The organism is Halopenitus persicus (assembly GCF_002355635.1).
GTDB classification, from domain to species: Archaea; Halobacteriota; Halobacteria; order Halobacteriales; family Haloferacaceae; genus Halopenitus; species Halopenitus persicus_A.
The window spans coordinates 1695765-1720125 of record NZ_AP017558.1; the positions used below are offsets into that span (position 1 = coordinate 1695765).

At 67.2% G+C, this 24361-nt stretch carries 22 protein-coding genes, 2 tRNA genes and 1 pseudogene; 5 read left to right on the forward strand and 20 right to left on the reverse strand.

The window, feature by feature from the left end; translation table 11 throughout:
* Nucleotides 1–3: 3 nt before the first annotated feature.
* From CPZ00_RS08175 to CPZ00_RS08205, 7 genes are all read right to left on the reverse strand, one after another.
* The gene (locus CPZ00_RS08175) at nt 4–507 is read right to left on the reverse strand and encodes a dihydrofolate reductase (protein WP_096390443.1); all 504 of its coding nucleotides are present in this window, start codon (nt 505–507) and stop codon (nt 4–6) included.
* 61 nt (nt 508–568) lie between these two features.
* Complete coding sequence (locus CPZ00_RS08180) at nt 569–988, reverse strand: NusA-like transcription termination signal-binding factor (RefSeq protein ID WP_096390444.1); 420 nt, start codon at nt 986–988, stop codon at nt 569–571.
* Nucleotides 988–3693: a DNA-directed RNA polymerase subunit A'' gene (locus CPZ00_RS08185; protein WP_096390445.1), complete on the reverse strand. Its 2706-nt coding sequence runs from the start codon at nt 3691–3693 to the stop codon at nt 988–990. The genes CPZ00_RS08180 and CPZ00_RS08185 overlap by 1 nt, the downstream gene beginning before the upstream one ends.
* Nucleotides 3686–6616: a DNA-directed RNA polymerase subunit A' gene (locus tag CPZ00_RS08190; RefSeq protein ID WP_096390446.1), complete on the reverse strand. Its 2931-nt coding sequence runs from the start codon at nt 6614–6616 to the stop codon at nt 3686–3688. Before CPZ00_RS08190 ends, CPZ00_RS08185 begins: the two co-directional genes overlap by 8 nt.
* 18 nt (nt 6617–6634) lie before the next feature.
* On the reverse strand, nt 6635–8464 hold the full coding sequence (gene rpoB / locus CPZ00_RS08195) for a DNA-directed RNA polymerase subunit B (protein WP_096390447.1): 1830 nt from the start codon (nt 8462–8464) through the stop codon (nt 6635–6637).
* 1 nt (nt 8465) lies between these two features.
* The gene (locus tag CPZ00_RS08200; protein WP_096390448.1) at nt 8466–10031 is read right to left on the reverse strand and encodes a DNA-directed RNA polymerase subunit B''; all 1566 of its coding nucleotides are present in this window, start codon (nt 10029–10031) and stop codon (nt 8466–8468) included.
* On the reverse strand, nt 10028–10258 hold the full coding sequence (locus tag CPZ00_RS08205) for a DNA-directed RNA polymerase subunit H (RefSeq protein ID WP_096390449.1): 231 nt from the start codon (nt 10256–10258) through the stop codon (nt 10028–10030). Before CPZ00_RS08205 ends, CPZ00_RS08200 begins: the two co-directional genes overlap by 4 nt.
* Before the next feature lie 299 nt (nt 10259–10557).
* Between CPZ00_RS08205 and CPZ00_RS08210 the strand changes: the two genes are divergently transcribed.
* Nucleotides 10558–10630, forward strand: a tRNA-Asp gene (locus tag CPZ00_RS08210).
* 31 nt (nt 10631–10661) lie between these two features.
* Nucleotides 10662–10734: transfer RNA gene (locus tag CPZ00_RS08215), tRNA-Asp, on the forward strand.
* A 241-nt stretch (nt 10735–10975) separates the two neighbouring features.
* Here CPZ00_RS08215 and CPZ00_RS08220 read toward each other — a convergent pair.
* Nucleotides 10976–11239: a hypothetical protein gene (locus CPZ00_RS08220; protein WP_233255061.1), complete on the reverse strand. Its 264-nt coding sequence runs from the start codon at nt 11237–11239 to the stop codon at nt 10976–10978.
* A gap of 176 nt (nt 11240–11415) precedes the next feature.
* On the opposite strand from CPZ00_RS08220, the gene CPZ00_RS08225 reads away from it, so the two are divergent.
* Nucleotides 11416–12144 carry a fumarylacetoacetate hydrolase family protein gene (locus CPZ00_RS08225; RefSeq protein WP_096390450.1) on the forward strand — a complete coding sequence of 243 codons (729 nt, stop codon included), beginning with the start codon at nt 11416–11418 and terminating at the stop codon, nt 12142–12144.
* 82 nt (nt 12145–12226) lie between these two features.
* Nucleotides 12227–13384, forward strand: a complete 1158-nt coding sequence (locus CPZ00_RS08230; protein ID WP_096390451.1) for a DNA primase — start codon at nt 12227–12229, stop codon at nt 13382–13384.
* Between the two features lie 76 nt (nt 13385–13460).
* Here CPZ00_RS08230 and CPZ00_RS08235 read toward each other — a convergent pair whose 3' ends face one another.
* The 12 genes from CPZ00_RS08235 to CPZ00_RS08290 all read right to left on the reverse strand — a co-directional run bounded on the left by CPZ00_RS08235 (nt 13461) and on the right by CPZ00_RS08290 (nt 23933).
* Nucleotides 13461–13703, reverse strand: a complete 243-nt coding sequence (locus tag CPZ00_RS08235) for a DUF7472 family protein (RefSeq protein WP_096390452.1) — start codon at nt 13701–13703, stop codon at nt 13461–13463.
* A gap of 80 nt (nt 13704–13783) precedes the next feature.
* On the reverse strand, nt 13784–14206 hold the full coding sequence (gene hjc, locus CPZ00_RS08240; RefSeq protein WP_096390453.1) for a Holliday junction resolvase Hjc: 423 nt from the start codon (nt 14204–14206) through the stop codon (nt 13784–13786).
* A 127-nt stretch (nt 14207–14333) separates the two neighbouring features.
* Complete coding sequence (locus CPZ00_RS08245) at nt 14334–15620, reverse strand: adenosylhomocysteinase (protein ID WP_096390454.1); 1287 nt, start codon at nt 15618–15620, stop codon at nt 14334–14336.
* A gap of 420 nt (nt 15621–16040) precedes the next feature.
* Nucleotides 16041–17345 (reverse strand): amidohydrolase, encoded by a 1305-nt coding sequence (locus CPZ00_RS08250; RefSeq protein WP_096390455.1) that lies wholly within the window; start codon nt 17343–17345, stop codon nt 16041–16043.
* 85 nt (nt 17346–17430) lie between these two features.
* Nucleotides 17431–18090, reverse strand: coding sequence for an imidazole glycerol phosphate synthase subunit HisH (gene hisH / locus CPZ00_RS08255; RefSeq protein ID WP_096390456.1), 660 nt, complete (start codon nt 18088–18090; stop codon nt 17431–17433).
* A 67-nt stretch (nt 18091–18157) separates the two neighbouring features.
* Nucleotides 18158–18823 (reverse strand): uracil-DNA glycosylase, encoded by a 666-nt coding sequence (locus tag CPZ00_RS08260; RefSeq protein WP_096390457.1) that lies wholly within the window; start codon nt 18821–18823, stop codon nt 18158–18160.
* Between the two features lie 92 nt (nt 18824–18915).
* On the reverse strand, nt 18916–19464 hold the full coding sequence (locus tag CPZ00_RS08265; protein WP_096390458.1) for an endonuclease dU: 549 nt from the start codon (nt 19462–19464) through the stop codon (nt 18916–18918).
* A gap of 9 nt (nt 19465–19473) precedes the next feature.
* Nucleotides 19474–19653 (reverse strand): DUF5786 family protein, encoded by a 180-nt coding sequence (locus tag CPZ00_RS08270; RefSeq protein ID WP_096390459.1) that lies wholly within the window; start codon nt 19651–19653, stop codon nt 19474–19476.
* Nucleotides 19654–19762: 109 nt separating this feature from the next.
* Nucleotides 19763–21010 (reverse strand): NAD(P)/FAD-dependent oxidoreductase, encoded by a 1248-nt coding sequence (locus CPZ00_RS08275; RefSeq protein ID WP_096390460.1) that lies wholly within the window; start codon nt 21008–21010, stop codon nt 19763–19765.
* Nucleotides 21011–21061: 51 nt separating this feature from the next.
* Nucleotides 21062–22444, reverse strand: coding sequence for an aspartate aminotransferase family protein (locus CPZ00_RS08280; RefSeq protein ID WP_096390461.1), 1383 nt, complete (start codon nt 22442–22444; stop codon nt 21062–21064).
* Nucleotides 22445–22587: 143 nt separating this feature from the next.
* On the reverse strand, nt 22588–23478 hold the full coding sequence (locus tag CPZ00_RS08285; RefSeq protein ID WP_096390462.1) for a dimethylarginine dimethylaminohydrolase family protein: 891 nt from the start codon (nt 23476–23478) through the stop codon (nt 22588–22590).
* Nucleotides 23475–23933 carry an Lrp/AsnC family transcriptional regulator gene (locus tag CPZ00_RS08290; RefSeq protein ID WP_096390463.1) on the reverse strand — a complete coding sequence of 153 codons (459 nt, stop codon included), beginning with the start codon at nt 23931–23933 and terminating at the stop codon, nt 23475–23477. Before CPZ00_RS08290 ends, CPZ00_RS08285 begins: the two co-directional genes overlap by 4 nt.
* A 219-nt stretch (nt 23934–24152) precedes the next feature.
* Here CPZ00_RS08290 and CPZ00_RS16145 point away from each other — a divergent pair.
* A pseudogene (locus tag CPZ00_RS16145) lies at nt 24153–24311 on the forward strand (ABC transporter ATP-binding protein); the annotation flags it as partial.
* Nucleotides 24312–24361 lie beyond the last annotated feature (50 nt).

The following is a 24361-nucleotide window of genomic DNA, read 5'->3' on the forward strand; positions in this document are numbered from 1 at the left end:
CCCCTATTCCTCCCGGAGCACCGACGCCGATTCCGGGTTCCGGTTCCGGTACCGAAGGAGGGAGAACCGGTCGTACGCGACCGTCTCCGTCACCTCCCAGCCCGCCCCGAGATACGGGAAGTGTGCGTCGCCGCCGCTCCGCTCGGGGATCTCGGAGACGTACGCGCCGGTGGCGTAGGGGACGTATAGCCGGTAGATCGCCTCGCCGCCGTTGACGAAGACCCGACCGGCGTCGGCCGTCTCGGCACGCTCGATCGCCGCGGCCGGATCGGTGACGAAGTCGACTCCCGGATCCGCCGTCTCGCGGGACGCGTCCCGCGTCAACACGATCACCGGATCGCCCGGCGGGTCGCTCATCTGGTCGAACGTCCGTCTGCCCATGATCGTCGGTCGGTCGCCGATCCGGGCGCGATACTGCGTGACGTCCTCGGGATAGTCCCAGGGGACGTCCTCGCCGGTTCCGATCGCGCCGTCGCGGTCGACCGCCGCGATGAGGTCGATCTCCATGCCGACGGCTAGCCGCTCGAACGTGGAATAGTCGTCGCCGATGGCGGACCGCGGGCGTCAGTCAGGTCAGTTGGACGTCGTCGACGTCGAAGTGGCGCTTCGCGAGCGTCCGCGCGGTCTCGATCGTCGCCCCGTCCTCGCCGATCGCCACGCCGCGGTCGGCCTCCGCGACCTCGACGTAGGCGACGCGGTCGTTTTGCTCGGAGATGGTCACCGCCCGGACCGCCGCCGGCGCGAGCGCGCTCGCGACGAACGCCGCCGCGGTGTCGGCGTCCTCGACGAGCTCGATCGACCTGCCGATCCGCTCCTCGGCGCGCGTGACCGTCTCGCCGCCCTGGCCGATCGCGGCCGCCATCTCCCCGGCGGGAACCACGAACACCAGCCGGTCGCCCTCCACGAGGCAGTCCGTCGGCGTCACGCCGGTCACCTCGTCGAACCGGGCGATGTACCGGCGCGCCTCGTCGGAGAGCTCCACCCGCATCAGTCGTCGGCCGGGCCGGAGCCGCTCGCTCGTGAGCCCATCCGGAGGTCGACGTCGCCGGTGCCGATCGAGACCGGCTTGCCGGCGATGACGTTCTCGATGACGCCGTCGAGCTCGTCGTACTCGCCGTGGACCGCCGCGTCCAGCAGGTGGTTGACCGTCACCTCGAAGGCCGCCCGCGCGAGCACCGAGTCCTTGGAGCCGGAGATGCCGTGGCGACCGATCGACTCGATCTCGCCGTTGTTCGTCATGATGTCGGCGACCAACATCAGGTGACGGATGTTCACGTCGTCGAGGCCCTGCTCCTCGAGGGTGTTCATCGTCTCGTCGATGATCGCCTCCCGGGCCGCCTCGACGCCGAGGTTGCGGTAGATCTCGTGGATGTTGTTACACGTGGTTCGGGTGTCGTCGACGCCCTCGATCGAGAGCACGTCGCCGAAGGCCGACCCCTCCGTGTAGAGGACGAACTCCTCGCCGTCGTCGAGCTGCTCCTTCCGGATGACGACGCGCTCGACCTCCTCGATGCCCTTGAAGACGACGTCCCGAAGCTGCTCGACGAGCTGAAGCAGCTCGCGGTAGCTCGGCTGGTTCGGCCCGAACTCGATGACGGTCCCGGCCTGCCGGGTGTCGACGCCGAGCGCGTCCTCGATCGTCTCGCTGATGATCCCCGCCACTTCGGTCGGGTCCGAGTGGGTCGGCCACCGCTCCAGCAGCGTCTCGTCGTTCAGGTCGATCCGGACGAGCATGTCCGCCACGTTCGTCGAGACGTCCCCGAGCGCGAGGATCCTCGTCGACTCGATCGACCAGACGACCTCGTGGGCCTTCTCGCGGTCGGTCGCGTACTCGCCCTCGAGGTGGACCGTCATCATCGGCGTGTCCGGCGTCTTCCGGGCGTCCACCAGCTCGATGAGCCGGGGGAGCCCCTGCGTGACGTCGATCTCGGCGACGCCCGCGTAGTGGAAGGTGTTCATCGTGTTGTGTGTCACGACGCCTTCCGCGGTGGTGAACGTCTCGAGGCCTTCGACCGAGAAGTCGTAGACGTACTCGTAGTCGCTGTCCACGGTCTCAATGGACTCGATGCGATCCCAGACGACATCACCGTCGACGGCAGTCTGAAGATCGTCGACCGCCTCGATATTAACGTCCTCCTCCTCCGCTGTCTCGAGGAGACTCTCAAGGCGCGTTCGGCCGATCCGTTGTCGATTTGATGCGGCGTTTATTTGTCGACTCGGAATCCCTGCCTCGGAGGCAACCTCTCGGAGTGCGTCTCCGAAATTCGGTATCTGGTCGGTTGCATCCGGGCCGCCCGTATCGACATCCGCTGCGAGTGAACGTAGCTCTTCGCCTCGTTCCCCGACCATTCCGATCTCGTCGGTGAATTGAACGACGTATTTCTTCGGGATGCGGAGGGTCCGAGACTCGTCCTGTTCTCCGAAGGTCGTATTGATACCCACGCGTGCGAGTAGGAGCCCGACCCCTGCAGTCAGACGGTGACTCACCGAACTGGATCGGATCGAGTTCCGTCCAACGTTTCCGTCGCCACTGAAGTATCCACGGAGCAACCCGTCGACGAACGTCCTCGTCGCGCCGAACGCGAACCCGGGAACGACCTTCTCTTCGTCTTCCGTACAGGTCTCACGAAGGAAATCGGAAAGGATCGTTCCGCTCACGCGAATGTCGTAACTCTTTGCGAACCCGCTCGTGTTCTCGTATTCGTTCGTCGTCAGATCGAACCGGTTCGCGAACGCTCGTATTCGGTCTTGGAACTCCGGATCGACGTTCGAAATTGAAACGTAGTGATCCGTCAGGGATCCCTCCGCGAGCCACGCACCAACGAAGAATCCGGTCTCCTCGTCGAGCGGGAAGCGTTCCGGTAGTGAAACCGTTCCACCAACCGGGTAGATCGATTCGTCATCGATCGTTCCTTCTTCCAGGGCAGTACGTTTATTTCGGAGTTGATCGGCACCGCCAGGTACTGATTCAACACCGCCGTCAGTCACTGCGGAGGTATGCCAATACTCGTCATTCGGGAGTATCTTTCGGAGATCGATCGAGTCGACCTCGTCCGAGTCAAATCGGCTCACTGTCGGGAGCCAGTCTCCTTCCTCCAGCTCGTCACCGGCGATCGGAACGATGTCGTTGTTCCGTCGAGTTACGAAGGAGTGTGCCTTCGTCGCTCGGATCGTTCGTCCGGATTCGAGTTCGAATCGAAGGAGCTCCTCGGGCGTCTCGTGTCGACTGATCTCCTCGACCGGCTTCCAGGAAACTGTCTCGTCAGTTTCCAGGCTCAGCGTTTCGAGACCCTCGGGTGCGAGGGCGACCTCGTGTCCGTCGATCTCGCGCGTCTCGTGTGTGTCGATGAGATCGTCGACGAGTGAGCCGATCTCGACGACGTCCGTCCGTCCGTTCCGACGAACAATGACGCGTTCGTCGTAGGGGACGCTCATCTGCGTTCCGGGCTCACCGATCGACTGCGCCGAGACGGTGCCGACGGGGTCGAGCGGCTCGATCCGGGTGTCGAGGTATCGGCTCTCGACGCCGGTGATGATGTCGGCGGCCTGCTCGGTCGTGATCCCGCCGTGTTCGGCGGCCTTCTCGTCGATCGTCTCGTAGACGCGCTCCTTCAGCCGCCGCGAGAGCTCGGCGTCCTCGATCAGCGCCGCGATGTCGTCGGTGACGTGGTCGTATGCGTCGGTCTCAGTCATCGGAGTCCACCCCCAGCCCCTGCGCCTTGTTCAGGCCGGGACCGGCGTGTTCGGAGATGTTCGTCGGGCGCTGCTTGCGGCCGAGGAACTCCTTCTTCTCGGTCTCGTCCTCGAACTCGGCGGTGAGCACGCGGTCGGCGATCCGGTCGACCTCGATGTCGTTGTCCTCCGAGGAGGAGACCTTGATCGGGGAGGTGCCGTCCTCACCGAACTCGAACTGGACGACCGTCCCGGAGGTGTCCCGGACGGAGCCGTCGTACTGCGCCTCCAGTTCCGACAGCGCGTTGATGAGCCGGCGCTGGAGGTAGCCGGACTTGGAGGTCCGGACCGCCGTGTCGACGAGCCCCTCGCGACCGCCCATCGCGTGGAAGAAGAACTCACGCGGCGTCAGGCCGGCGCGATAGGAGTTCTCCACGAAGCCGTGTGCCTCCGCCGAGAGGTCGTTCGGCTGGTAGTGTGACAGCGTCCGGTCCTCGTAGCCGCGGTTGATCCGCTCGCCGCGAACCGCCTGTTGGCCGACGCAGCCGGCCATCTGCGTGAGGTTCAGCATCGACCCACGCGCGCCCGAGCGGGCCATCACGACCGCCGGGTTGTCGTCGCCGAAGTGCTGGTCGGCGATCTCGCCGGCCGAGTCCCGGGCCTTCCCGAGCGTCTGCATGATCTTCATCTCGAGGGTCTCGTCGACCGTGCGGCCGGGGAGACTCTCAAGTTCGCCCGCTTCGTAGGTCTCGATCAGCTCCTCGATGCGGTCGTAGGCGTTGTCGATCGCCTCGTCGACCTGCTCTTCGGCCTCGGGCGGGATCGACTCGTCGTCGATCCCGATCGAGAAGCCGAAATGCATGATCGCCCGCATCGCCAGCGCCGCGACCTCGTTGATGAACACGCGGGCGCGCGTCTCGCTGTAGACCTTGGTGATCGTGTCGACGACGTCGCCGCCGAAGGCGCCGACGGCGTCCTCGTCGATCGTTCCCTCCACGAGCTGGCCGTTCTCGATGACGACGTCGTCGCCCGTCGAGGAGGTGAACTCGAGCTCGAGGTCGTCGGGGAGCAGCTCCGAGAACAGCGACCGGCCGGTCCAGTACTCCTCGCCGGTCTCGTCCGTCCCGTCCGGCTCGGGCAGCTCGTCGACCCGCGTCGCTCGGAGCAGGTCGAGCGCCTGCGTCTCGGTGAACTCGGGGTCGGTGTGGGTGAGCAGGTAGGTCCCGGAGATGTGGTCCTGGATGGCGCCGATGATGTTCTCGCCGAACCGCGGCGAGAGGATCTGCTCTTGTACGCGCATCAGCACGCGCGCCTCCGCCCGCGCCTCCTCGTTCTGGAGGGCGTGCATGTTCATCTCGTCGCCGTCGAAGTCGGCGTTGTACGGCGGACAGACCGTGGTGTTCAGCCGGAACGTCTTGTACGGCATCACCACGACCTCGTGGGCCATGATGGACATCCGGTGCAGCGACGGCTGCCGGTTGAAGATCACGATGTCGCCGTCGATCAGGTGACGGTTGACCTCCCAACCCTCCTCGACCTTCTCGGCGAGCTCCTCGCAGTTCTTCTCGGTCACCTTGAGTCGGCGGCCGTCCGGCCGGCGCACGTAGTTCGCGCCGGGATGCGCCTCCGGACCGTTGTGGACGTACTGGCGCGCCTCCTCGACGTTGCGTTCGGTGACGTTCAGCGTCTGGGTCATCTCGGTGGCGACCCGGTCGGGGACGCCGACCTCGTTGAGCGAGAGCGTCGGGTCCGGCGAGATGACCGTCCGGGCCGAGAAGTTCACGCGCTTGCCGGACAGCGAGCCACGGAAGCGTCCTTCCTTGCCCTTCAACCGCTGTGAGAGCGTCTTCAGCGGCCGTCCGGAACGGTGTCGAGCCGGCGGCGTTCCGGAGATCTCGTTGTCGATGAACGTCGTGACGTGGTACTGCAACAGCTCCCAGAGATCCTCGATGATGAGCTGTGGCGCGCCCGCCTCGCGGTTCTCCATGAACCGCTGGTTGATGCGGATGATGTCCACGAGCTTGTGGGTGAGGTCGTCCTCCGACCGCTGGCCGTTATCGAGGGTGATCGACGGCCGGGTGGTCACCGGCGGAACCGGGAGCACGGTCAGGATCATCCACTCCGGGCGGGAGTTCTCGGCGTCGATCCCGAGCACCTCCAGGTCCTCGTCGGGGATGTCCTCGAACCAGTCGCGGACGTCGGAGGGCATGAGCTTGTTCATGTCCTCCTCGGTGAGGTCGACGTCGAGCGCACGCTCGATCGCCCGCCGGTCCTCGTCGCGGGGTCGGAACTCGCCGGCCAGGATGTCGTTGATCCGGTCGAGCGCGATCCCCGTCTCGTCGGCCAGCTCCGAGGGTGCCGTTCCCGTGTCATCCTCCTCGTCGGGGTCCGGCTGCATCGCCTCGGCGATGCGCTCGGAGTACTCCCCGGAGAGGACGTCCTGGACCTCGTAGTAGGTCGTCGGCTTCTCGTGTTTGATGTCCGCCTGCGGCTCCCCGCAGAAGGGACACGTCGAGGCCTTTCGGGCCTGCCGGACGGCCGCCTTCAGCACGTCCGTCTGGTCGTCGCCGAGCTCGCGCGCCCGCTCGTAGCGGTCGCTGAACTCCTCGCGTTCGTGTTCCTCGAGCGCGAGCCGGCCGCACTCCCGGCACGTCGACCGGAGCAGCCGCCGGATGAGCTTCGTGAAGCCGACGTGGATGACCGGCGCCGCCAGCTCGATGTGGCCGAAGTGGCCGTTACACGACCCCGAGTGGGAGCCGCAGGTGCGACACTCAAGCCCCGGATCGATGACGCCGAGACGGGGGTCCATCAGCCCCATGTCGATCGGGTAGCCGTCGTCGTCGTAGGTGTCCGCCGTGATGACCTTCGTGGCGGACATGTCCCGATACGTCTCCGGGTCCATCAGCCCGAAGGAGATACCGCCGAGTTGTTTCGGTGTTTGCATTGACATGTGTGTCGTCTCCTAGACCGCGTCCTCCAGTTCGAGCTTCGGGCGAATGCCGAGCGCGATCATCTCGTCGAGCAGGAGCTTGAAGGCGTAGCTGACCTCCAGCTCGTGGATGTCGTCCTCGTCGCCGGTGACCGGGTCGTACACGCGGCGCTGCTCGCGGTCCTCGACCGCGACGAGTCCCGTCTCCGCCGAGATGTACACCTGTTCGGCGTCCGAGGACTCGAGCAGCCGTTCGTTGAGCACCATCGCAGCGCCGTGACCGATGACGGTGTCCCGCTCCATCTCGCCGACACGAAGGCCGCCCTCGCGGGCGCGCCCCTCGGTCGGCTGGCGGGTGAGCACCTGCACGGGGCCGCGCGAGCGGGCGTGCAGCTTGTTCGACACCATGTGGTAGAGCTTGTGGTAGAAGATGGTGCCGACGAATATCTCCGCCTCGATCTTCTCTCCGGTGACGCCGGAGTACATGACCTCCTTGCCGGAGGACTTGAAGCCGTTCTCCTCCAACGACCCGCGGAGCTCCTCCTCGTCCTCGCCCTGGAACGGCGTCCCGTCGACGCGCTCGCCGCGCAGCGACCCGACCTTGCCGCCGAGCATCTCCAGCACGTGGCCCACGGTCATCCGCGAGGGAAGCGCGTGGGGGTTCAACACGAGGTCCGGAACGAGCCCCTCCTCGGTGAAGGGCATGTCCTCCTGGGGCGCCAGGTGGCCGACGACGCCCTTCTGGCCGTGTCGGGACGCGAACTTGTCGCCCAGTTCCGGGATCCGCTGGTCGCGAACCTTCACCTTCGAGAGCTTGGAGCCGTCCTCGCCCTCCATCAGGGTGACCGTGTCGACGACGCCGTCCTCGCCGGACCGCATCGTGACGGACGTCTCGCGCCGCTTCTGCGGGGAGAGGCCGCCCATGTCGTCCGGCTCCTCGAGGAACCGGGGCGGACTCGTCTTGCCGAGCAGGACCGAGGACTCGTCGACCTTAGTCTCGGGGTTGACGAGGCCGTCCTCGTCGAGGTGCGTGTACGCGTCCTCGCCGCGCGCGCCGCGGACGTCCTGGCTCGGGATCTCGAAGCGGTCCTCCTGGCCGCCGGGGTACCGACGCTCCTCGCCCTCGTAGGTCCGGAAGAAGTGTGACCGGGCCAGCGCGCGGTCGACCGACCCCTGGTTCATCACGAGCGCGTCCTCGATGTTGAACCCCTCATAGGACATCACGGCGACGACGAAGTTCTGTGCCGCCGGCCGGTCGTCGAAGTTGATCTGCTCGGTCGTCTGGGTCTTCACCATCGACAGCTGCGGGTAATGCATCAGGTGCTGCCGGGTGTCCGGGCGGATCCGGTAGTTCGCGGAGGGCAGCCCGAGCGACTGCTTCATCATCCCCGCGCCCATCGTGATCCGGGGGCTGGCGTTGTGTTCGGGATACGGGATCATTCCCGCGCCGATCCCGAAGATGAGCTGCGGATCGATCTCGAGGTGCGTGTGGTCCTCGGAGACCTCGTCCTCGTCGACGGCGACGTAGACGTCCTCCTCCTCCTCGGCGTCGATGAACTCGACGTAGCCGCGGTCGACGAGGTCCTTGAAATCGAGGTCCTCCTGCTCGAGCGCGTCGATATCCTCGTCGGACAGCAGCGGCTCGCCGTCCTCGACGACGATCAGCGGCCGGCGGGCCCGTCCCGCGTCCGCGTTCACGATCACTTCCCGCGTGCGATCCTTCACCGAGACGTTGACCATCTCGGAGACGTCGCCGCGGCGCCGTGCCTCTCGGATCTGTTCGGCGAGCTCGTCCGGGTCCGGATGCGTCCCGACGAGGCTCCCGTTGACGTAGACTTTCGCTTCGCGTTCTGATGATGCCATATCAATCGTCCGCCGTCGTTCGGTCGACGCCCTCGATGCCGGGGATCCCCTCGACACCCATCGACGCCAGTTCGCGTTTGAGTCCCTGTTCGTCCTCGATGTCCTGTGACAGCTCCATCGCCTGCGCGAAGTTCTTCACGAGCCCACAGTTGGGCCCTTCCGGCGTCTCGGAGGGACAGATGCGGCCCCACTGGGTCGCGTGCAGGTCCCGCGCCTCGAAGTGCGGCTGCGAGCGCGACAGCGGCGACCGGAGGCGGCGCAGGTGCGAGAGCACGCCCATGTAGTCCGTCCGGTCGACGAGCTGGGAGACGCCGGACCGGCCGCCGACCCAGTTGCCCGTCGCGATCGGATGTTCGAGTCGTTCGGTCAACACGTCCGAGCGGACGACCGTGTTGACGGTGAGCTCGCGGTTCCGCATGTTCGCCCGCTCGAGCTGGTATTTCACGTCGCGCGCCAGCTTGTTCAGCGCCGTCCGGAAGAGGTCCTTCATCAGGTCGCCGGAGACCTTGAGCCGCTTGTTCGCGTAGTGGTCCTTGTCGTCGGACTCGCGGCGACCCAGCGCCAGCTCGAAGCACGCCTCCGCCATCCGGCAGAGGTAGTAGGCCTTGTTGATCCGGACGTCCTCCTCCTCGACGCCCTCCTCGTGGAGGTGCGGCAGGAGGTAGCGGTCGATCACGTAGTTGGCCCGCTTCAGCTGGTAGTTCTTCCCCTGGCCGCTGGCGACGCGCTTGCCGAGCGCCTCGATGGCCTCCTCCTCGGTCTGGACGGACGCCTCCTCGAGGTTCTCGAGCATGTACTTCACGATCTCCGGGTCGTCGGAGACGCGGTGGACGATCTCCTCGTCCGACTCGAGCCCGAGCGCGCGCACGAGCGTGACGAAGTCGATGGACCCCGAGACGGACGGGAACGAGACCTCGAGCAGCCCCTCGCGGTTGCGCTCACACAGCACCAGCGCACGGTACCCGCGTCGCTGGGAGAAGGTCTTGGCGACCTGGATCTCGTCGCCGTATTTCGTGTCGTACTCCGCGAGGATCTTGTTCGGCGCCAGGTCCTCCGAGGTCATCAGCACGCGCTCGGAGCCGTTGACGATGAAGTAGCCGCCGGGGTCGACCGGGTCCTCGCCGATGTCGATCAGTTCCTCGTCGGAGAAGCCGGCCATGTTGCACTTCTCGGAGCCGACCATGATCGGCATCCGTCCGACCTTCGTCTCCGTGGAGTCGACGACCGTCTCCGGCTCCTCCTCGCCGCCGCGGACGATCGACATCTCCATGAAGACCGGCGCGGAGTAGGTGATGTTCCGAAGGCGAGCCTCCTGGGGATACAGCAGTTCCTCGGAGCCGTCCGCCTCGCGGACGCGCGGGGTGACCATTCGAACGTCGCCGAGCTCGACGTAGACGGGCTCTTGGCCCTCCTTGTCGCCGATGTCGGTCTCGATCGTCTCCTTCTCGTCGACGACGTCCTGCATCCCGCGATTCAGGAAGTTGTTGAACGAGCGGAAGTGGTGTTCTGCGAGCCGTTCATCCGAGAAGTATTCGCGTGAAACCACGCGTCGGTCTTCCCTGTTCATGAGATCACGAGTCGATAGACGGTCGCCTGGTCCGTCGTCCGCGACTCCCGGACGATCTTGACGACGTCGCCCGGCTCCGCCTCGTCGGGCAGCGCCGGGTCGGTGCGTTTGATCCGCGGCAGGTCGGTTTTCGATACGTTATACTCCGCGAGCACCTCCTCGACCGCCTCCGGGTCGTCGAGGAGCTCGTGGTTCGGAACGAGTTCGTGGTCAGTTACGTTTACCATGGGTGATGGGGGAAGAAGCTATCACGAGATACTACAGGTCGTTATTCTCCCCATGCTCATAAGAGTTGCCAACCGAGCCGGGAAGCGCCGCTCTCGGCGGCGGGCGGGTGATACGCGAAGACACGGCCGGTCGGCATAAAAGAGTGACGCCGGTTCCGGTCGCCGCGGCAGTCCGGGGCCTTCCTGTCGCGGTCCGGCCGTCGACCGATCAGTTTGGCCGGTCGAATGGGACCGATCGACACGCCTGCGCCGGATGACAAGCCTTATTTGTGCTACTCGGCTATCCGAGAGTGCAGCAGGCCCGGATGGTGTAGTGGCCCATCATACGACCCTGTCACGGTCGTGACGCGGGTTCAAATCCCGCTCCGGGCGCTCCCGCTGCAACCGACGCGAACCACCGGCTGCCCGGATGGTGTAGTGGCCCATCATACGACCCTGTCACGGTCGTGACGCGGGTTCAAATCCCGCTCCGGGCGTTTTCGACGAACAACACGGCGAGCGAAGCGAGCCGCTCGTCGAAGGCGGATGCGAGGGAATGTGAATCTGAGGACGATCGATCGGAGCGAGTGGAGCCCTCCGGGTTCAGATCTCGCTCCGGGCGTTTCTCCCGTCGCAACGACGAGTGAGAAGTGCACCCCGTGACACCCTACGGGATCGGTTCCCGTTCTGACGATCGTCGCTCGACCTCGAGCGAGATGCACTTCTCCTCGAGAGGCGTCACTCCTCCTCGAGGAGCCCCATATCGCGAGCGACCAGGTCCGCCAGCCGGTCGGCGATGCCCGGCGCGACCTCGGCGATCTCCTCGCCGCCGTGGCGGTTTCGGTTATGGCGGTCGATCGCGTCGGCCAGCGACGACAGCGGGACGCGCGTCGTCGTCTCGCAGGCCGAACACCGGATCGGAACGGTCGGCTCGTCCCCGTCCGTCGCCGTCAGCGACTCGTTTCCGCCGTTCGAGTCGTCAGCCTCGCTGGTGTCGCTCATTGACGATTCGGTCGCCCGCGGCCGATATAAACACGTTGAACCGGTCGCTTCCGCCGCCCCGGTCGTCCCGTCGAACCGGTCGCTCCCGCCGAATCGGGCGTCCCGTCGAATCGGGCGTCCTCGCCGCCGCGATGAAGGGGAATCCTTATCGTTCCGATCCGCGATACCGTTGCACGATGCGCACCGCACGTTTCCGCGATCCGGCCGGCACCGTTCGAACCGGCGAATGGACCGACGACGGCCTCCACGCCGCGGGCGAGACCTACGATCCCGACGCGGTCGAGGTGCTGCCGCCCGTCTCCCCGAGCAAGATCGTCTGCGTCGGGTTGAACTACACCGACCACGCGGCCGAGTCCGGCAAGGACGTGCCCGATCGACCGCTGCTGTTCTTGAAACCGCCGAACACGCTGTCGGCGCACGGCGACACGGTCACGCTCCCGACGGCCCCGGACCGGATCGACCACGAGGCCGAGTTGGGCGTCGTGATCGGCGAGCAGTGTCGCAACGTCGACGCGGCGGACGCCGCGGACGTTATCGCGGGCTACACCTGCGTGAACGACCTCTCGAACCGCGACGATCAGCGGCAGGAGCAGAACTGGGTCCGCGGCAAGGCGTTCGACAACGCCGCCCCGATCGGCCCGGTCGTGGCCGATCCCGAGCTGGTTCCCGACGACGCGACCATCGAGTGCCGCGTGAACGGAGAGACCCGGCAGTCCTCCAGCATCGACGCCCTCAGTTTCTCGCCAGCGGAGCTGATCGCGGAGATCACCGACCTGATCACCCTCGAGCCCGGGGACGTGATCGCGACCGGAACCCCCGCCGGCGTCAGCCCGCTGGCGGACGGCGACGAGGTGGTCGTCGAGATCGAGGGGATCGGCGCGCTCGAGACGACCGTTCGACGGTGAAGCTGGCTCGCTGACGCGAATCCGCTCGCTCGTTTTTACAACCACACCGCTTATTCGCTCCCCCGTCCAACCCCGGGTCACGATGGACTCGCTGCACGCGCGGTACCCGTTCTTCGAGGCGGCTCGCGAGGCCGTCGCGGCGGCCGACGTCTCGTTGCCTGCCCTCGTCGCCGCGGACGCGCCGGCGGTCGAGCGCGGCCACGAGCGCGTGGAGCGAGCGCTCCGATCGGGCACGACCGCGAGCGAGACGCCCGATGCCTACGACGTGAAGGCGGAACTCCTCTCGTACCCGATCGCTCGCATTCTCGTTTCTCTCCTCGAGTCGACCCCCGCCGTCGAGAAGTACGCGAGCGCCGAGGCCGCCACCGCCGCCGACCGGATCCGTGCGGACCTCGACCGGGAGGACACCCTCCGGTCGACCGACGCGGTCTCGCTCGAACTCTCGGACGTCCTTCGGGAGTTCGATCTCGACGACGCGGTTCGACCCGACGTTCAGGTGGCGGGTCGCGGGTCGAGCGATGGTGGGCCGGTGCCGACCGGTCCGCGCGCGTCGCGACCCGTCACCCGGGATCCGGAGTGGTTCCGGGTCGACGTCGGCCCCTACCTGCAGCTGTCCGACCCGGACTGGGGCGACCGGTGGCGGCTCGTCAACCGCGAGCTCCGTGACGGCGCGGTCCGGATCGACCGATCGGATCTCGAACGGTGTCTCGAACGGGCGGTTCGATCGCGGGTTCTGGAGGGGCTTCCCTTCGAGTTCGCGGCCGACGACGGGATCGGCAGCGACCTCGAGGCACACGTCGCCGACCTCCGGCGGCTCCTCGACGAGCGGGCGACCGTCGGCGGGTTCGACGTCGTCGTCCCCGAGCTGTTCCCGCCGTGTATGCGAAACCTGATCGACAAGGCCGAACGGGAGGCGGCGCTGTCGCCGCCGGAGAGCCTCGCGCTGATGGCCTTCCTGACGGCGATCGGGATGTCGCCCGACGAGATCGTCGCCTTCTGTGCCGACACAAGCCTCGACGCCGAGGGGATCCGCTATCAGACCGAGTACCTCCGTGACGACGCCGGCGCCCAGTATCCCCCGCCGACCTGCGAGACGCTCTCCGCGTACGGGATCTGTCACAACGAGGAGGACCACTGGCAGGTCGCCGGCGACCCGCTGGCCTACTACGAGGCTCGGCTGGAGACTGCCGAGGACGTGGTCGACTGGCGGGACCGGAACGACGTCGCCGAGGCGGCGTGAGCGGCGAACGGCCGATCGTCCGGCGTCGGCGTACGGCGTGCGATGCTCTTCCCGCCTGTTCTCCTGCCCGCGTGTCTCAGAATGAGCCGTCGGTTCCGTTCGCTCGCATCAGATAGACGCCGACCAGCGCCATCAGCAGCACGAACCCGCCGAGGAGGCCGACGAGCGCGACCCCGCCCGCGGGCGCCAACGAGACCTCCCCCGAGGGGCCGGCTCCGGTCCCGAACCGGCTCCCGACCGCGATGAGGCCGACCACGAAGACGAGGACCGCGGCGAGGGAGACGACGATCTGGCGACGAAGCTCCGCGTCGATGTCCATACGTCCGGTTCCGGACGGCCGGGCCAAAAGCATGTCGAACCGGCCCTCAGCGAATGGTACCCCGTGATCGGGTGCCGACGTTAGAGGTCGTCGAGGGTCGTCCGCTTTGAGTCGCCGACGAACTCCGTGAAGTCCGTTCCGTCCGCGATCGCGGTCTCCTTTTTCACCCGGTAGTTGCCGCCGTCGGTCGTGTAGAGGTCGCCCGGGTGGAAGAAATACCAGTCCTCGCGGTCGAACCGGACGGCGATGCGGGCCTTCGCGCCGAAGTTCCGCGAGAAGAACAGCAGCGCCTCCACCTCCTCGCCGTCGAGGTAGATCGGGTCGCCGGCGCTGGATTTGGCCTCGATCGCGTAGAACCGTTCGCCGTTGCCCGCGAGCACGTCCGGCAGCTCGCGCTCCGTCGCGCTCCCGCTTGCGGGCGCGCGCATCACCGCGAACCCGGCCTCGTCGAGGGCGTTGACGAGCTCGCGCTCGCGGCGGTCGCCCTTTCGGTTAGCGGACATCGATCGTCCCCGGTACGGCGGGTCGGTCGTGGTCGCGTGCGTCGGTCATACGACTCGTTTCGTGCTCGCCGGTAAAAACGCGACGCCCGGCGTCGGTTCGGGATCGACCCGTGGTCGATCGGCCGGATCAGGTTCCGTGCTCCCAACTGTCCATGTACTCGCGCTGCTCGGACGACAGCGAGTCGTACTCGACGCCCTCGGCGGCGAGCTTGATCTCGGCGACCTCCCGGTCGAGCTCGTCGGGGACGTCGTGGACCCCGGCCTCGTAGTCGTCGCCGTTCTCGACGAGCTCGCGCACGCAAACCGCCTGGATCCCGAAGCTCTGGTCCATCACCTCGACCGGATGCCCCAGCGCGATGGGCGCGGCGAGGTTGACGAGTCGTCCCTCGGCGATCACGTTCAGCTCGCGCCCGTCGGGCAGCTCGTAGGCCTCGACGCCCTCGCGGGCCTCGAACCGGTCGACGGCGAGTTCGTCCAGGTCCTCCAGGTTCACCTCGACGTCGAAGTGGCCGGCGTTCGCCAGCAGCACGCCGTCCTTCATGTTCTCGAAGTGTTCCTTCGTGATCACGTCGCGGTTGCCGGTGGTCGTGATGAAGACGTCGCCCTTCGCGGCGGCCTCCTCCATCGGCAGCACGTCGTAACCCTCCATGTGCGCCTCCAGAGCGCGGCGTGGTTCGACCTCGGTCACGATGACGTTCGCGTTCTGGCCGGCCGCCTTCTTCGCGACGCCCTGTCCGCAGTAGCCGTAGCCGCCGACCACGACGTTCTTGCCGGCGAACGAGAGGTTCGTCGTCATCGCGATGGTCGCCAACGAGGACTCGCCGGTGCCGTGGACGTTGTCGAACAGCCGCTTCATCGGCGTGTCGTTGACCGCGAAGACCGGATAGCGGAGCTCGCCGTCCGCGTCCATCGCCCGCAGACGGTGCACGCCCGTCGTCGTCTCCTCGGCCCCGCCGACGATCGAGTCGATCAGCTCGGGGTACTCCTCGTGGACGAGCTTCACCATGTCCATCCCGTCGTCGACGGTGATCGTCGGATCGTGGGCGACGACCGCGTGCATCGCGTCGTAGTACGCCTCGTCGTCGACGCCGCGGACCGCGTAGGAGGTGATGTTCTCGTGTGCGTTCAGCGCGGCCGAGACGTCGTCGTGGGTCGAGAGCGGATTACAGCCGGTGATCGCGACCTCCGCGCCGCCGTCCGCCAGCAGCTCGACGAGGTTCGCGGTCTTCGCCTCCACGTGCATCGCCATCGCGATGACCTCGCCCTCGAGAGGCCGGTCCGTGACGAAGGACTCGCGCAGCTCCGAGAGGATCGGCATGTGTTGGAGGGCCCAGTCCATCTTCCGGCGTCCCTCCTCGCGTGCCGTCTCCGGCTCCGCGAGGTGCTCGACGACCGGTGAGTAATGGTCGCTCATGGCGAATACTGGTCGAGCCCGCTAGAAAACCCTACCGACACGCTGCGCTGCCGAGCAGTTCCATCGACACGCTGCGCTGCCGAGCGGTCGAGTCAACGGACGACGATGGTGGGTGATCGGGGACGGCAGTGGTGGTGAGTGTGGGTGGTGGGTGGTGGTGGGGGACCCCCACGGTGAAGTGGTGAGTGGTGAGTGGTGTGGGTGTCCATCCGAACGGATGGGTCGTGGGAAACCCCCCATCGTGTGCCTCTCCCCGCGTCGCCCGCACTCGACCCGAAGGGGGTCAACCGAATAAATCCCCCTCGCCGTTCGAACCGTGAAAACCGTTTATCACCGTTTATACTCCGGGATCTCGCGTAAACGGTCGAAACGATCGGGATCGATCCTGCGCAACCGACCGGGATCGATCCCGGCGTCGGTTCACTCCTCGGCGCGTGCGACCAGCGCCGCCGCGTGGTCGGCCGCCCGGTCCATCACGGCCCCGGCGTCGAGGGTCGTGACCTCCCGGTCGCGCATCAGGACCGTCCCGTCACAGACCGTGTGGCGGACGTCCGAACCACGGACCGCGTACGCGAGGTGTGACACGACGTCGTGGGCGGGCGTCAGATGTGGTGCCTCGAGGTCGACCACGATCAGGTCCGCGGCGGCGCCCGCCTCGATCCGGCCCCCGGGAAGGCCGATCGCGTCGGCGCCGTCGCTCGTCGCCATCTCCACGACCGCCGCGGCCGGCACCGCCGACGCGTCGTCGGCGCCGATCTTGCCGACCATCGCGGCGTCGCGCAGCTCGTCGAAGAGGTCGAGGTCGTTGTTCGAGGCGGCGCCGTCGGTGCCGATCCCGACGGTGACGCCCGCCTCCCGAAGGCGCTGGACCGGTGCGATCCCGGACGCGAGCTTCATGTTCGAGGCGGGACAGTGGATCACCGACGTGTCCGTCTCCGCGAGCAGCTCCGTCTCGGTCCCGTCGACGTGCACGCCGTGTGCGAGGAACCGGTTCGGCCCGAGCGCGCCCCGGTCGGCCGCGTACTCCAGCGGGCGGACGCCGTGGTCCTCGACGATCGGCTCCACCTCGCCCGTCGTCTCGTTGGCGTGGAGATGGACCCACAGGCCGTCCTCGTCGGCGAGCTCGATCCCCTCCGCCAGCAGGTCCCCCGGAACCGTCGTCAGCGAGTGGGGCATGAACGCGGTCCGGATCCGACCGTCCGCGGCCCCGTCGTAGGTCCGCGCGAACTCCAGGCTGCCCTCGAGGTCCGCGCGCGCGTCCGCCTCGTCCTTGCCGACGGCGACGACGCCCCGGCCGAGCCGGGCGCGGACCCCGGCCCGCTCGACGACCTCGGCGACGCGGTCCATCGAGAAGTACATGTCCGCGAACGCGGTCGTACCCGACCGGATCATCTCGAGAATGCCCAGCTCCGCGCCGACCGCGATGTCGTCGTCGGTGAGCTCGGCTTCGACCGGCCAGATGTCCTCCCGCAGCCACGACTCCAGCGGCTTGTCGTCGGCGTAACCCCGCAACAGCGTCATCGAGACGTGCGTGTGACCGTTGACGAGCCCCGGCATCACGAGCCCGCCCTCGGCGTCGAGCGTCCGGGCGATCTCTCGGTCCGCGGTGACGTCCTCGCCGACCGCCTCGATCCGGCCCGCGTCCGCGTCGATCAGTACGTCCGCCTCGCTCACGCGGCCGTCGGGGTGGAGCACCCGACCGCCGGTGACGGCAAGCGCATTCATGCGCGACCGTTCGCTCAGCGACGGCGTAACTCCACCGGAAACGGTCGGACCGTGACGTCCCGTCGACCGTGGCCGTCACCGCCCGCTACCTGTCCGCGCAGTACTCCACGAAGTTCCGCAGGATCCGCAGCCCGGTTTCCCCGCTCTTTTCGGGGTGGAACTGCGTGCCGAACACGTTGCCCGCCTCGTTGGCGACGATCGCCGGGAACTCGACGCCGTGGCGGCTGGTGGCGACCACCGCGTCCGGATCCTCCGGCTCGGCGTAATAGGAGTGGACGAAGTAGGCGTACTTCCCGTCCACGCCGGCGGAGATGGGATGCTCCCGGTCGACGGCGAGGTCGTTCCACCCCATGTGCGGGACCTTCTCGTCGACGTCGAACCGGACGTTTGTCCCCGGGATCAGGTCGAGGCCGCGAACCTCGCCCTGGCCGGCGTGGTCGGCCTCCTCGCTGGAGGTCAGCAGCATCTGCATCCCGAGACAGATGCCGAACAGCGGGCGACCCGCCTCGGCGTGTTCGACGAGCGCGTCCCGGTACGGCCCCGCGTTCTCCATCCCCTCGCGAAACGCACCGACGCCGGGGAGGACGACGCCGTCGGCGTCGGCGAACGTCTCGGGGTCGTCCGTGATCGTCACGGACGCGCCGGCGCGTTCGAGTCCGCGAGTGGCCGACCGCAGGTTCCCGAGCCCGTAATCGACGATCGCGACCTCGGCCAGCGCCTCGTCCGGCGGCTCCGGTATGCTCATACTCCCCCTCCGCGGGCCGTCGTCAAGTCGGTTTCCCTCGTCCCCTGCAGCCTCGAAGCCGAACCGTTCAGAACTCGCCGAGTCGGGACTGGCCGCCGCCGTTGCTTCCGCCGTCGGTGCCGGTTTCCGCATCGTTTCCGCCGCCGATCCCCGCGATCCGGGCCGCCTCGGCGATCGCCTCGAAGAATCCCTCGCGTTGGCTCCGGTCGTACAGCGTCGCGGCCGGGTGGACCGACAGGAGCACGCGTCGCGACGACTCGCCGATCCGCGCGTCGACGACCGACCCGGCCTCCGCGGTGATCGCGACGTCCCGATCGAGGACGTGCTGGCTCGGGACCTTCCCGAGCGTGACGAGCAGCTCGGGATCGACCCGGTCAAGCTCCGCCGCCAGATAGCCGCGACAGTTCGACAGCTCCTCGGCGGTCGGGTCCCGATTTTCCGGCGGTCGACACCGGATGCAGTTCGTGATCCGAACGTCGGACCGGACCAGTCCAGCCGCCTGCAGCGCCTCGTCGAGCACGTCGCCCGATCGTCCGACGAACGGCTCACCCCGTTCGTCCTCGTCGGCGCCCGGTGCCTCCCCGAGAAACACTAGATCTGCGTCCGTCGGCCCGACCCCGTTCACGATCCGGGACCGCGAGTCGACCAGCGCCGGGCACCGCTCACAGTCGGTCACCTGAAGGTCGTCATCGAGCACCGCGGTCGACCCCCGAGATCCGTCGTCGCCGTTCATACCGATCGGGCGACCGGGAGGGTCAAAAACCCGATCGGGTTCGATCGGATTCGATCACGTCCGGATCCATTCCGCTGATCCGACGTCGGCTTTTATCTCGTCCGGGTCTGGAACTCTCGAAACGCCCGCGCCGCTTGCTTCGCCACGCGGACCGGTTCCGGTCGGTCGTCGTCGATCGTCAGCTCACGGACGATCTCGACGGCGCGATCGGGATCGACGCCGACCGCGCGCACGAACGGCGCGGTCGATCCGTGTCGGTCCGGCAGCGAGCGGTACGTTTCGAGCCGGTTCTCCAGCGCGTCGCCGTCGAACTGCTCCCGCAGGGTCGGTTCCAATCCCGGACTCGCCTCGAAGGAGACCGCGATGACGGGGCGGTCGACCGCCTCGTGGACCGTCTCGATATCGATCAGGTTGAACCACGCGGGCGCGATCCCGGCGATCACGATCCGGCGCGCGTCCTCGCGGCCGAGTCGCTCCACGAGTTCGACCACTGCGGCCGTCGCGTCCGTGCCGCCGACGGTGCACGTGCCGCCGACGAGGTCGTCCACGCGCCCGTTCGTCCGGACGAGCGCGCCGGCAACCCAGCTCCGATCGTCCCCGTCGGAGAAGGCGATCCCCAGCGACCGGCTGCCTGGCTTCACGGGCTCCCGCTACTCGCCCTGGCTTTTGATGTCCTGGAGTCGGTCCAACAGCTCGTCGCTGGAGGCGCCGATCTCGTATTCCACCCGTCCCTGGTGGTCGTTCTCGGCGGTGCGAACCCCGTCGTCGTCGAAGTCGGCGTCCAGGTCCTGGTTCTCCTGTTCGGACTCGTCGTAGCTTCCGAAACCCATACACGTTGACGTTAGCGATCGACCGGCAAAAAACCACTGCCGCGATCGCCGATCCGCCCCGAAACCACCGCCGCGATCGCCGATCCGCTCCGGATTGAACGGGCGAGCGTCAGTTTCCGGCGCTGATCGAGAAGAACTCGAAGTCGGCCGACCGGTCGTCGAACCGGTCGAGCAGGAACGGCTCACGCGGGAACGGCGGTTCGCTCCCCTCGAGGAGACAGCGGATGAGCGTCGCGGCGACCGGCGAGGTCATGATCCCGCGACCGTGGAAGCCGCTCGCGACGATCAGGCCGTCGGGGGCGTCGTCGGGCGCGTCGATGATCGGCCGCGTGTCGGGCGTCGCGCCGTCGACCCCGGCCCAGCCGTCGACGAGTCGCATCGGCCCGGGGGAATCGACGAACCGCGGCACGAGGGCGGCGACGTGGTCGCGGAACGCCTCGTCGGCGGACCGGCTCGCGCCGTCGGGGTCGTCCTCGGCGAACGACCAGCCGCCGACGAGCAGATCGCCGTTCGCCTCCGGCCGGAAGTAGACGTGCTCGCCGGGGATCCACCCCATCGGGAACGACGACGGGAGGTCCTCGGGCGGCCGCAGGACGAGACACTGCGTCCGGTAGGGCCGGATCGGGAGCTGGAGGTGATCGGCGAGCAGGTCCCGCGTCCGCCACCCCGCCGCCGCGACGACGTGGTCGCACTCGATGGTCCCGTGGTCGTCGGTCCCGACGCCGACGATCGCTGCGTCCCCGGTCCCCGCCGCGCCGTCGACCACGAGCCCGTTCACGGTCACGTCGGTCTCGAACCGCGCGCCCGCCTCGGTCGCCTCGGACTGGACCGTGGTCGCCAGCGTGTACGGATCCACGTGGCCGGTGCCACCGTATCGGGCGACCCCGACGAACTCGTCCATGTCGATCCCCGGCCATCGGTCCCGGGCGTCCGCGGCCTCGAGGAAGGCCACGTCGACGCCGTTCCCGCGCTGTCGCTCGACGCGGGCACGGACGGTCTCCTCGCGCTCGGGCGTCACCAGCTCCACGCTCGGGATCTCGGCGAACTCGAAGGCGCCGGTTCCGTCGTAGGCCCGGAAGAAGTCGAGCCCGTGGGTCGCGATCGACGGGTAGTCCGGATAGGAGGGGACCATCGTGATCTCGCCGGCCGCCCGCGCGGTCGCGCCCTGGGCGATCCCGTCCCGTTCGAGGACGAGCACGCGATGCGTGTCCGCGAGCTCCCGGGCGACCATACAGCCGATGATGCCGCCGCCGATGACGACGACGCGGGGCTCGTCGCTTTCCGTGCCGTCCTCGCTTTCCGCTCCGTCGCCGTCGAACCCGATCGACGCGTTCGTCCCGTCGCGTTCGGCTCCCATCGTTAGTGCGCCCCCGTCGTTCGCGTCATCGTTCGTCCTCGTGCGTCATCGTTAGTACTCGTGATCGACCGCGCGGAAGGCGTCCTCGGCGACCTCGAGCGCGTCGTCGATCTGCTCGTCGGTGTGGCTGTAGGTGGTGAAGAACCGCTCGCCCTGCATCGGGTTCCCGAAGAGGACGCCGTCGGCGGCCGCCTCGAGCCACCAGTCGGCGAACCGGTCCTCGTTCGCGTGCCAGGTGTCGCGGTAGGACGCGATCTCGTGGTCGGTCATGTACACCTGTCCCATCGACCCGATGTGCTGGACGTTCACCGGCAGGCCGACGTCGTCGGCCACCTCCTGGAGCCCGGTGAACAGCCGGTCGCCGAGCCGGTCGATGTGTTCGTAGACGTCACGGCCATCCAGGATCTCGAGCGTCTTGAGCCCCGCCGCGGCCGCGACGGGATGCCCGTTGTACGTGCCGCCGTGGAACGCCGAGGAGTTCCACTTCGAGGCCTCCTCCTTGCGTGGCGGAATGATCTCCTCCATGATGTCGGCGCGACCCCCGAACCCGGCGACCTGGTAGCCGCCGCCCGCGGCCTTCGCGAACGTCGTCATGTCCGGCGTGATCCCGAACCGTCCCTGTGCGGAACCCGGACCGAGCCGGAAGCCGGTCATCACCTCGTCCCAGATCAGGACGATGCCGAGCTCCTCGGTGAGGTCCCGGAGGAACTCGTGGTAGCCGTCACGGGGCTTCAGACAGCCACACGAGAACATCACCGGTTCGATGATCACGGCGGCCATGTCGTCGGCGTGCTTGCGCAGGATCCGCTCGGTCGCCTCCTTGTCGTTGAACGGGATGGCGACCATCATTTCGCTGACCGCGTCCGGGATCCCGGTCCCGTAGGGGACGGTGTTCGGCTCCTCGGCCGGCCCGAGCGCCTCCTCGCTGGCGTAGACGCTCTGGAGCGCGTAGTCGTGTGCGCCCGCGTATCCGCCCTCCGGCTTCGCGACCTTCTCCTTGCCCGTGTACGAGCGGGCGACGCGCATCGCGTGCATCGTCGCCTCGGTGCCGCTGTTGGCCATCCGGACGCGCTCGATCGACGGGGTCATCTCCGTCACCTTCTCCATGAACTCGATCGCGACGGGCTGTGGCGTCGCGGTCAGGTCGCTCGCGTCGACCTGCCGTTTCACCGCCTCACGGACCTCCGGATGGCCGTGGCCGAGGATGATCGGGCCGAGCGCGAGCAGGAAGTCGAGGTACTCGTTCCCGTCCATGTCCGTGACGTAGGAGCCGTCCGTTTCCTCGACGTAGAACGGGTACGGGTCGAACGACCGGACGTTCGACTCGACGCCCAGCGGCGTTACCGACGACGCGCGCTCGTGAAACGACCGGCTGTTCGAGGTCCGTTCGCGTAACCGCTTCGCGTGATCGTGCTCGTTGTCTCCGAGACTCATTGTCACCACCGATGGCAGGAGATGAAATAAATCTTTGCCAAAATTGTCCTATATCCGAAATTCGTACGGAAATAAATGCGACAAAACGTTAACAGTTCGAAACCCCCGGTCAAAACCGCTCGAACGAACCCCGATCGGGCGGCTCACTCCCCGATCGGGGTTCGTTCGAGCGGCAGGACGAGCCCCTTCGGGCCGCCCCCGGCCTTCCGGATCTCCTGCATCGTCAGCTCGATGACCTCGAATCCGCGTGCCTCGAGGGCCCTCCGCACCTCGTGGTTGCCCGAGGAGATCACGATCGTTCCCGGCTCGATGACGATCGTGCTCGTTGCCCGGTTCCGCTGTTCGCGCATCGGGACGGGGATCGTGTCGATCCCGCGGTCGTGGAGCGTGTCGAGGAACTCCGGCGGGACGGCCTCGGAGTAGACGAGCGCCAGATCCGGCGCGACCATGCTGAACACCAGCGCCAAATGCGTCTGTCCGGTGCTTTCGGTGCTGCCGAAGATCGGAACCTCGATGACGTCGATCCCGAACGTCTCGAGCACCGTCCGGACCTGCCGGATCCCGGCCGCGTTCGTCGTTCGTGATCGACCGATAGCGACGGTCTCCTCGTCGATCCACACCATGTTTCCGGCCTCGAATCCCCCGTCGCCGTGGACGCTGTGGTAGATCGGCGCCCCGAGCTCGATCACCCGTTCGCTGAGCCGCCGTTCCTCGCCGTGGCGCGTCTCCTCGACCATCTTGCCGACCACGATCCCGCCCCCGATCGCGAAGCCGACGTCCCGGACGAACAGCGACTCCGCGAGGTGGTCGAACGCCTCCGTCAGGTGATGGATCTCGACGCCGTGATCCTCGAGGACCTCGACGAGCGCTCGGTGTTCCTTGGCGGCTCGCTCCTGGCGTGGCAGGCCGTCCCAGTTCCACGCGTCAGGGTCGACGACGGTGTTGAACTCCGCGCCGGGTTCGTGGACGAGCACGCGTTCGAGCCGGCCGTACTCCGAGCGCACCGACGGTTCCAGATCCCAGACGTCGCTCATTCGTGATCGTTGACCCGGAGGGTGTGTTCCTCCTTCACGCTGCGTAACGCGACGTCGGTCGACGTGTCCTCGACGCCGTCGTACTGGCCGATCTTCCGGAGGAGTTCGGTGAGCTCCTTCCGGTCGGCGACCCGGACCTTCAAGAGGAGGTCGGCGTCCCCGGTCAGCTCGTGGATCTCCTGAATGGCCGTGACCTCGACGAGCCGCTCGGCGACCTCCGAGGAGCGGCCGGCGATCGTGTTCACCCGCACGAACCCGACCTCGTTGCGGCCGAGCAGGTCGGGATCCAGCACTGCGCGGTACTCGCGGATGTATCCCTCCTCCTCCAGCGCGTTCGTTCGTTCGTGGATCGTCGCCGTCCCCATATCGAGCCGTCTGGCGATCTCCGAGAGCGCAGCGCGGCCGTCAGCCTGCAGGATGGCGAGGATCTTTCGATCGACCTCGTCGAGGTCCATATGGACCGGTGCAGTCGCGTCCCCCCTAGGTGTTTTGTTTGACGCCACGGTATCCGTTCGGATCAATGACCCCTGGGAACATAATATTTCCTTAAATGGGGTCATCGTCGTAGATCTATCTGATATACTCGTTGTATACAAAAGGTATTTCACACACTATCCGGTATACCCCACGAGACAATGGGACGTGATACCACTCGGAAGGCGTCGGGAGTCGACGTCACCCACGATCAGGAGGGGGTGCTGACGATGAGCGACCGGATTGCCGTGATGCACGACGGGCGAATCGAACGGCTCGGCACGGCGACGGAGATCTACGAGGAGCCGGCGACGGAGTTCGTCGCCGACTTCATCGGCGAAACGAACCAGATCCGCGGCACGTACGGCGAGACCGTCCGCCTCGGTTGGGCGGCCGACAACTGCGTCGT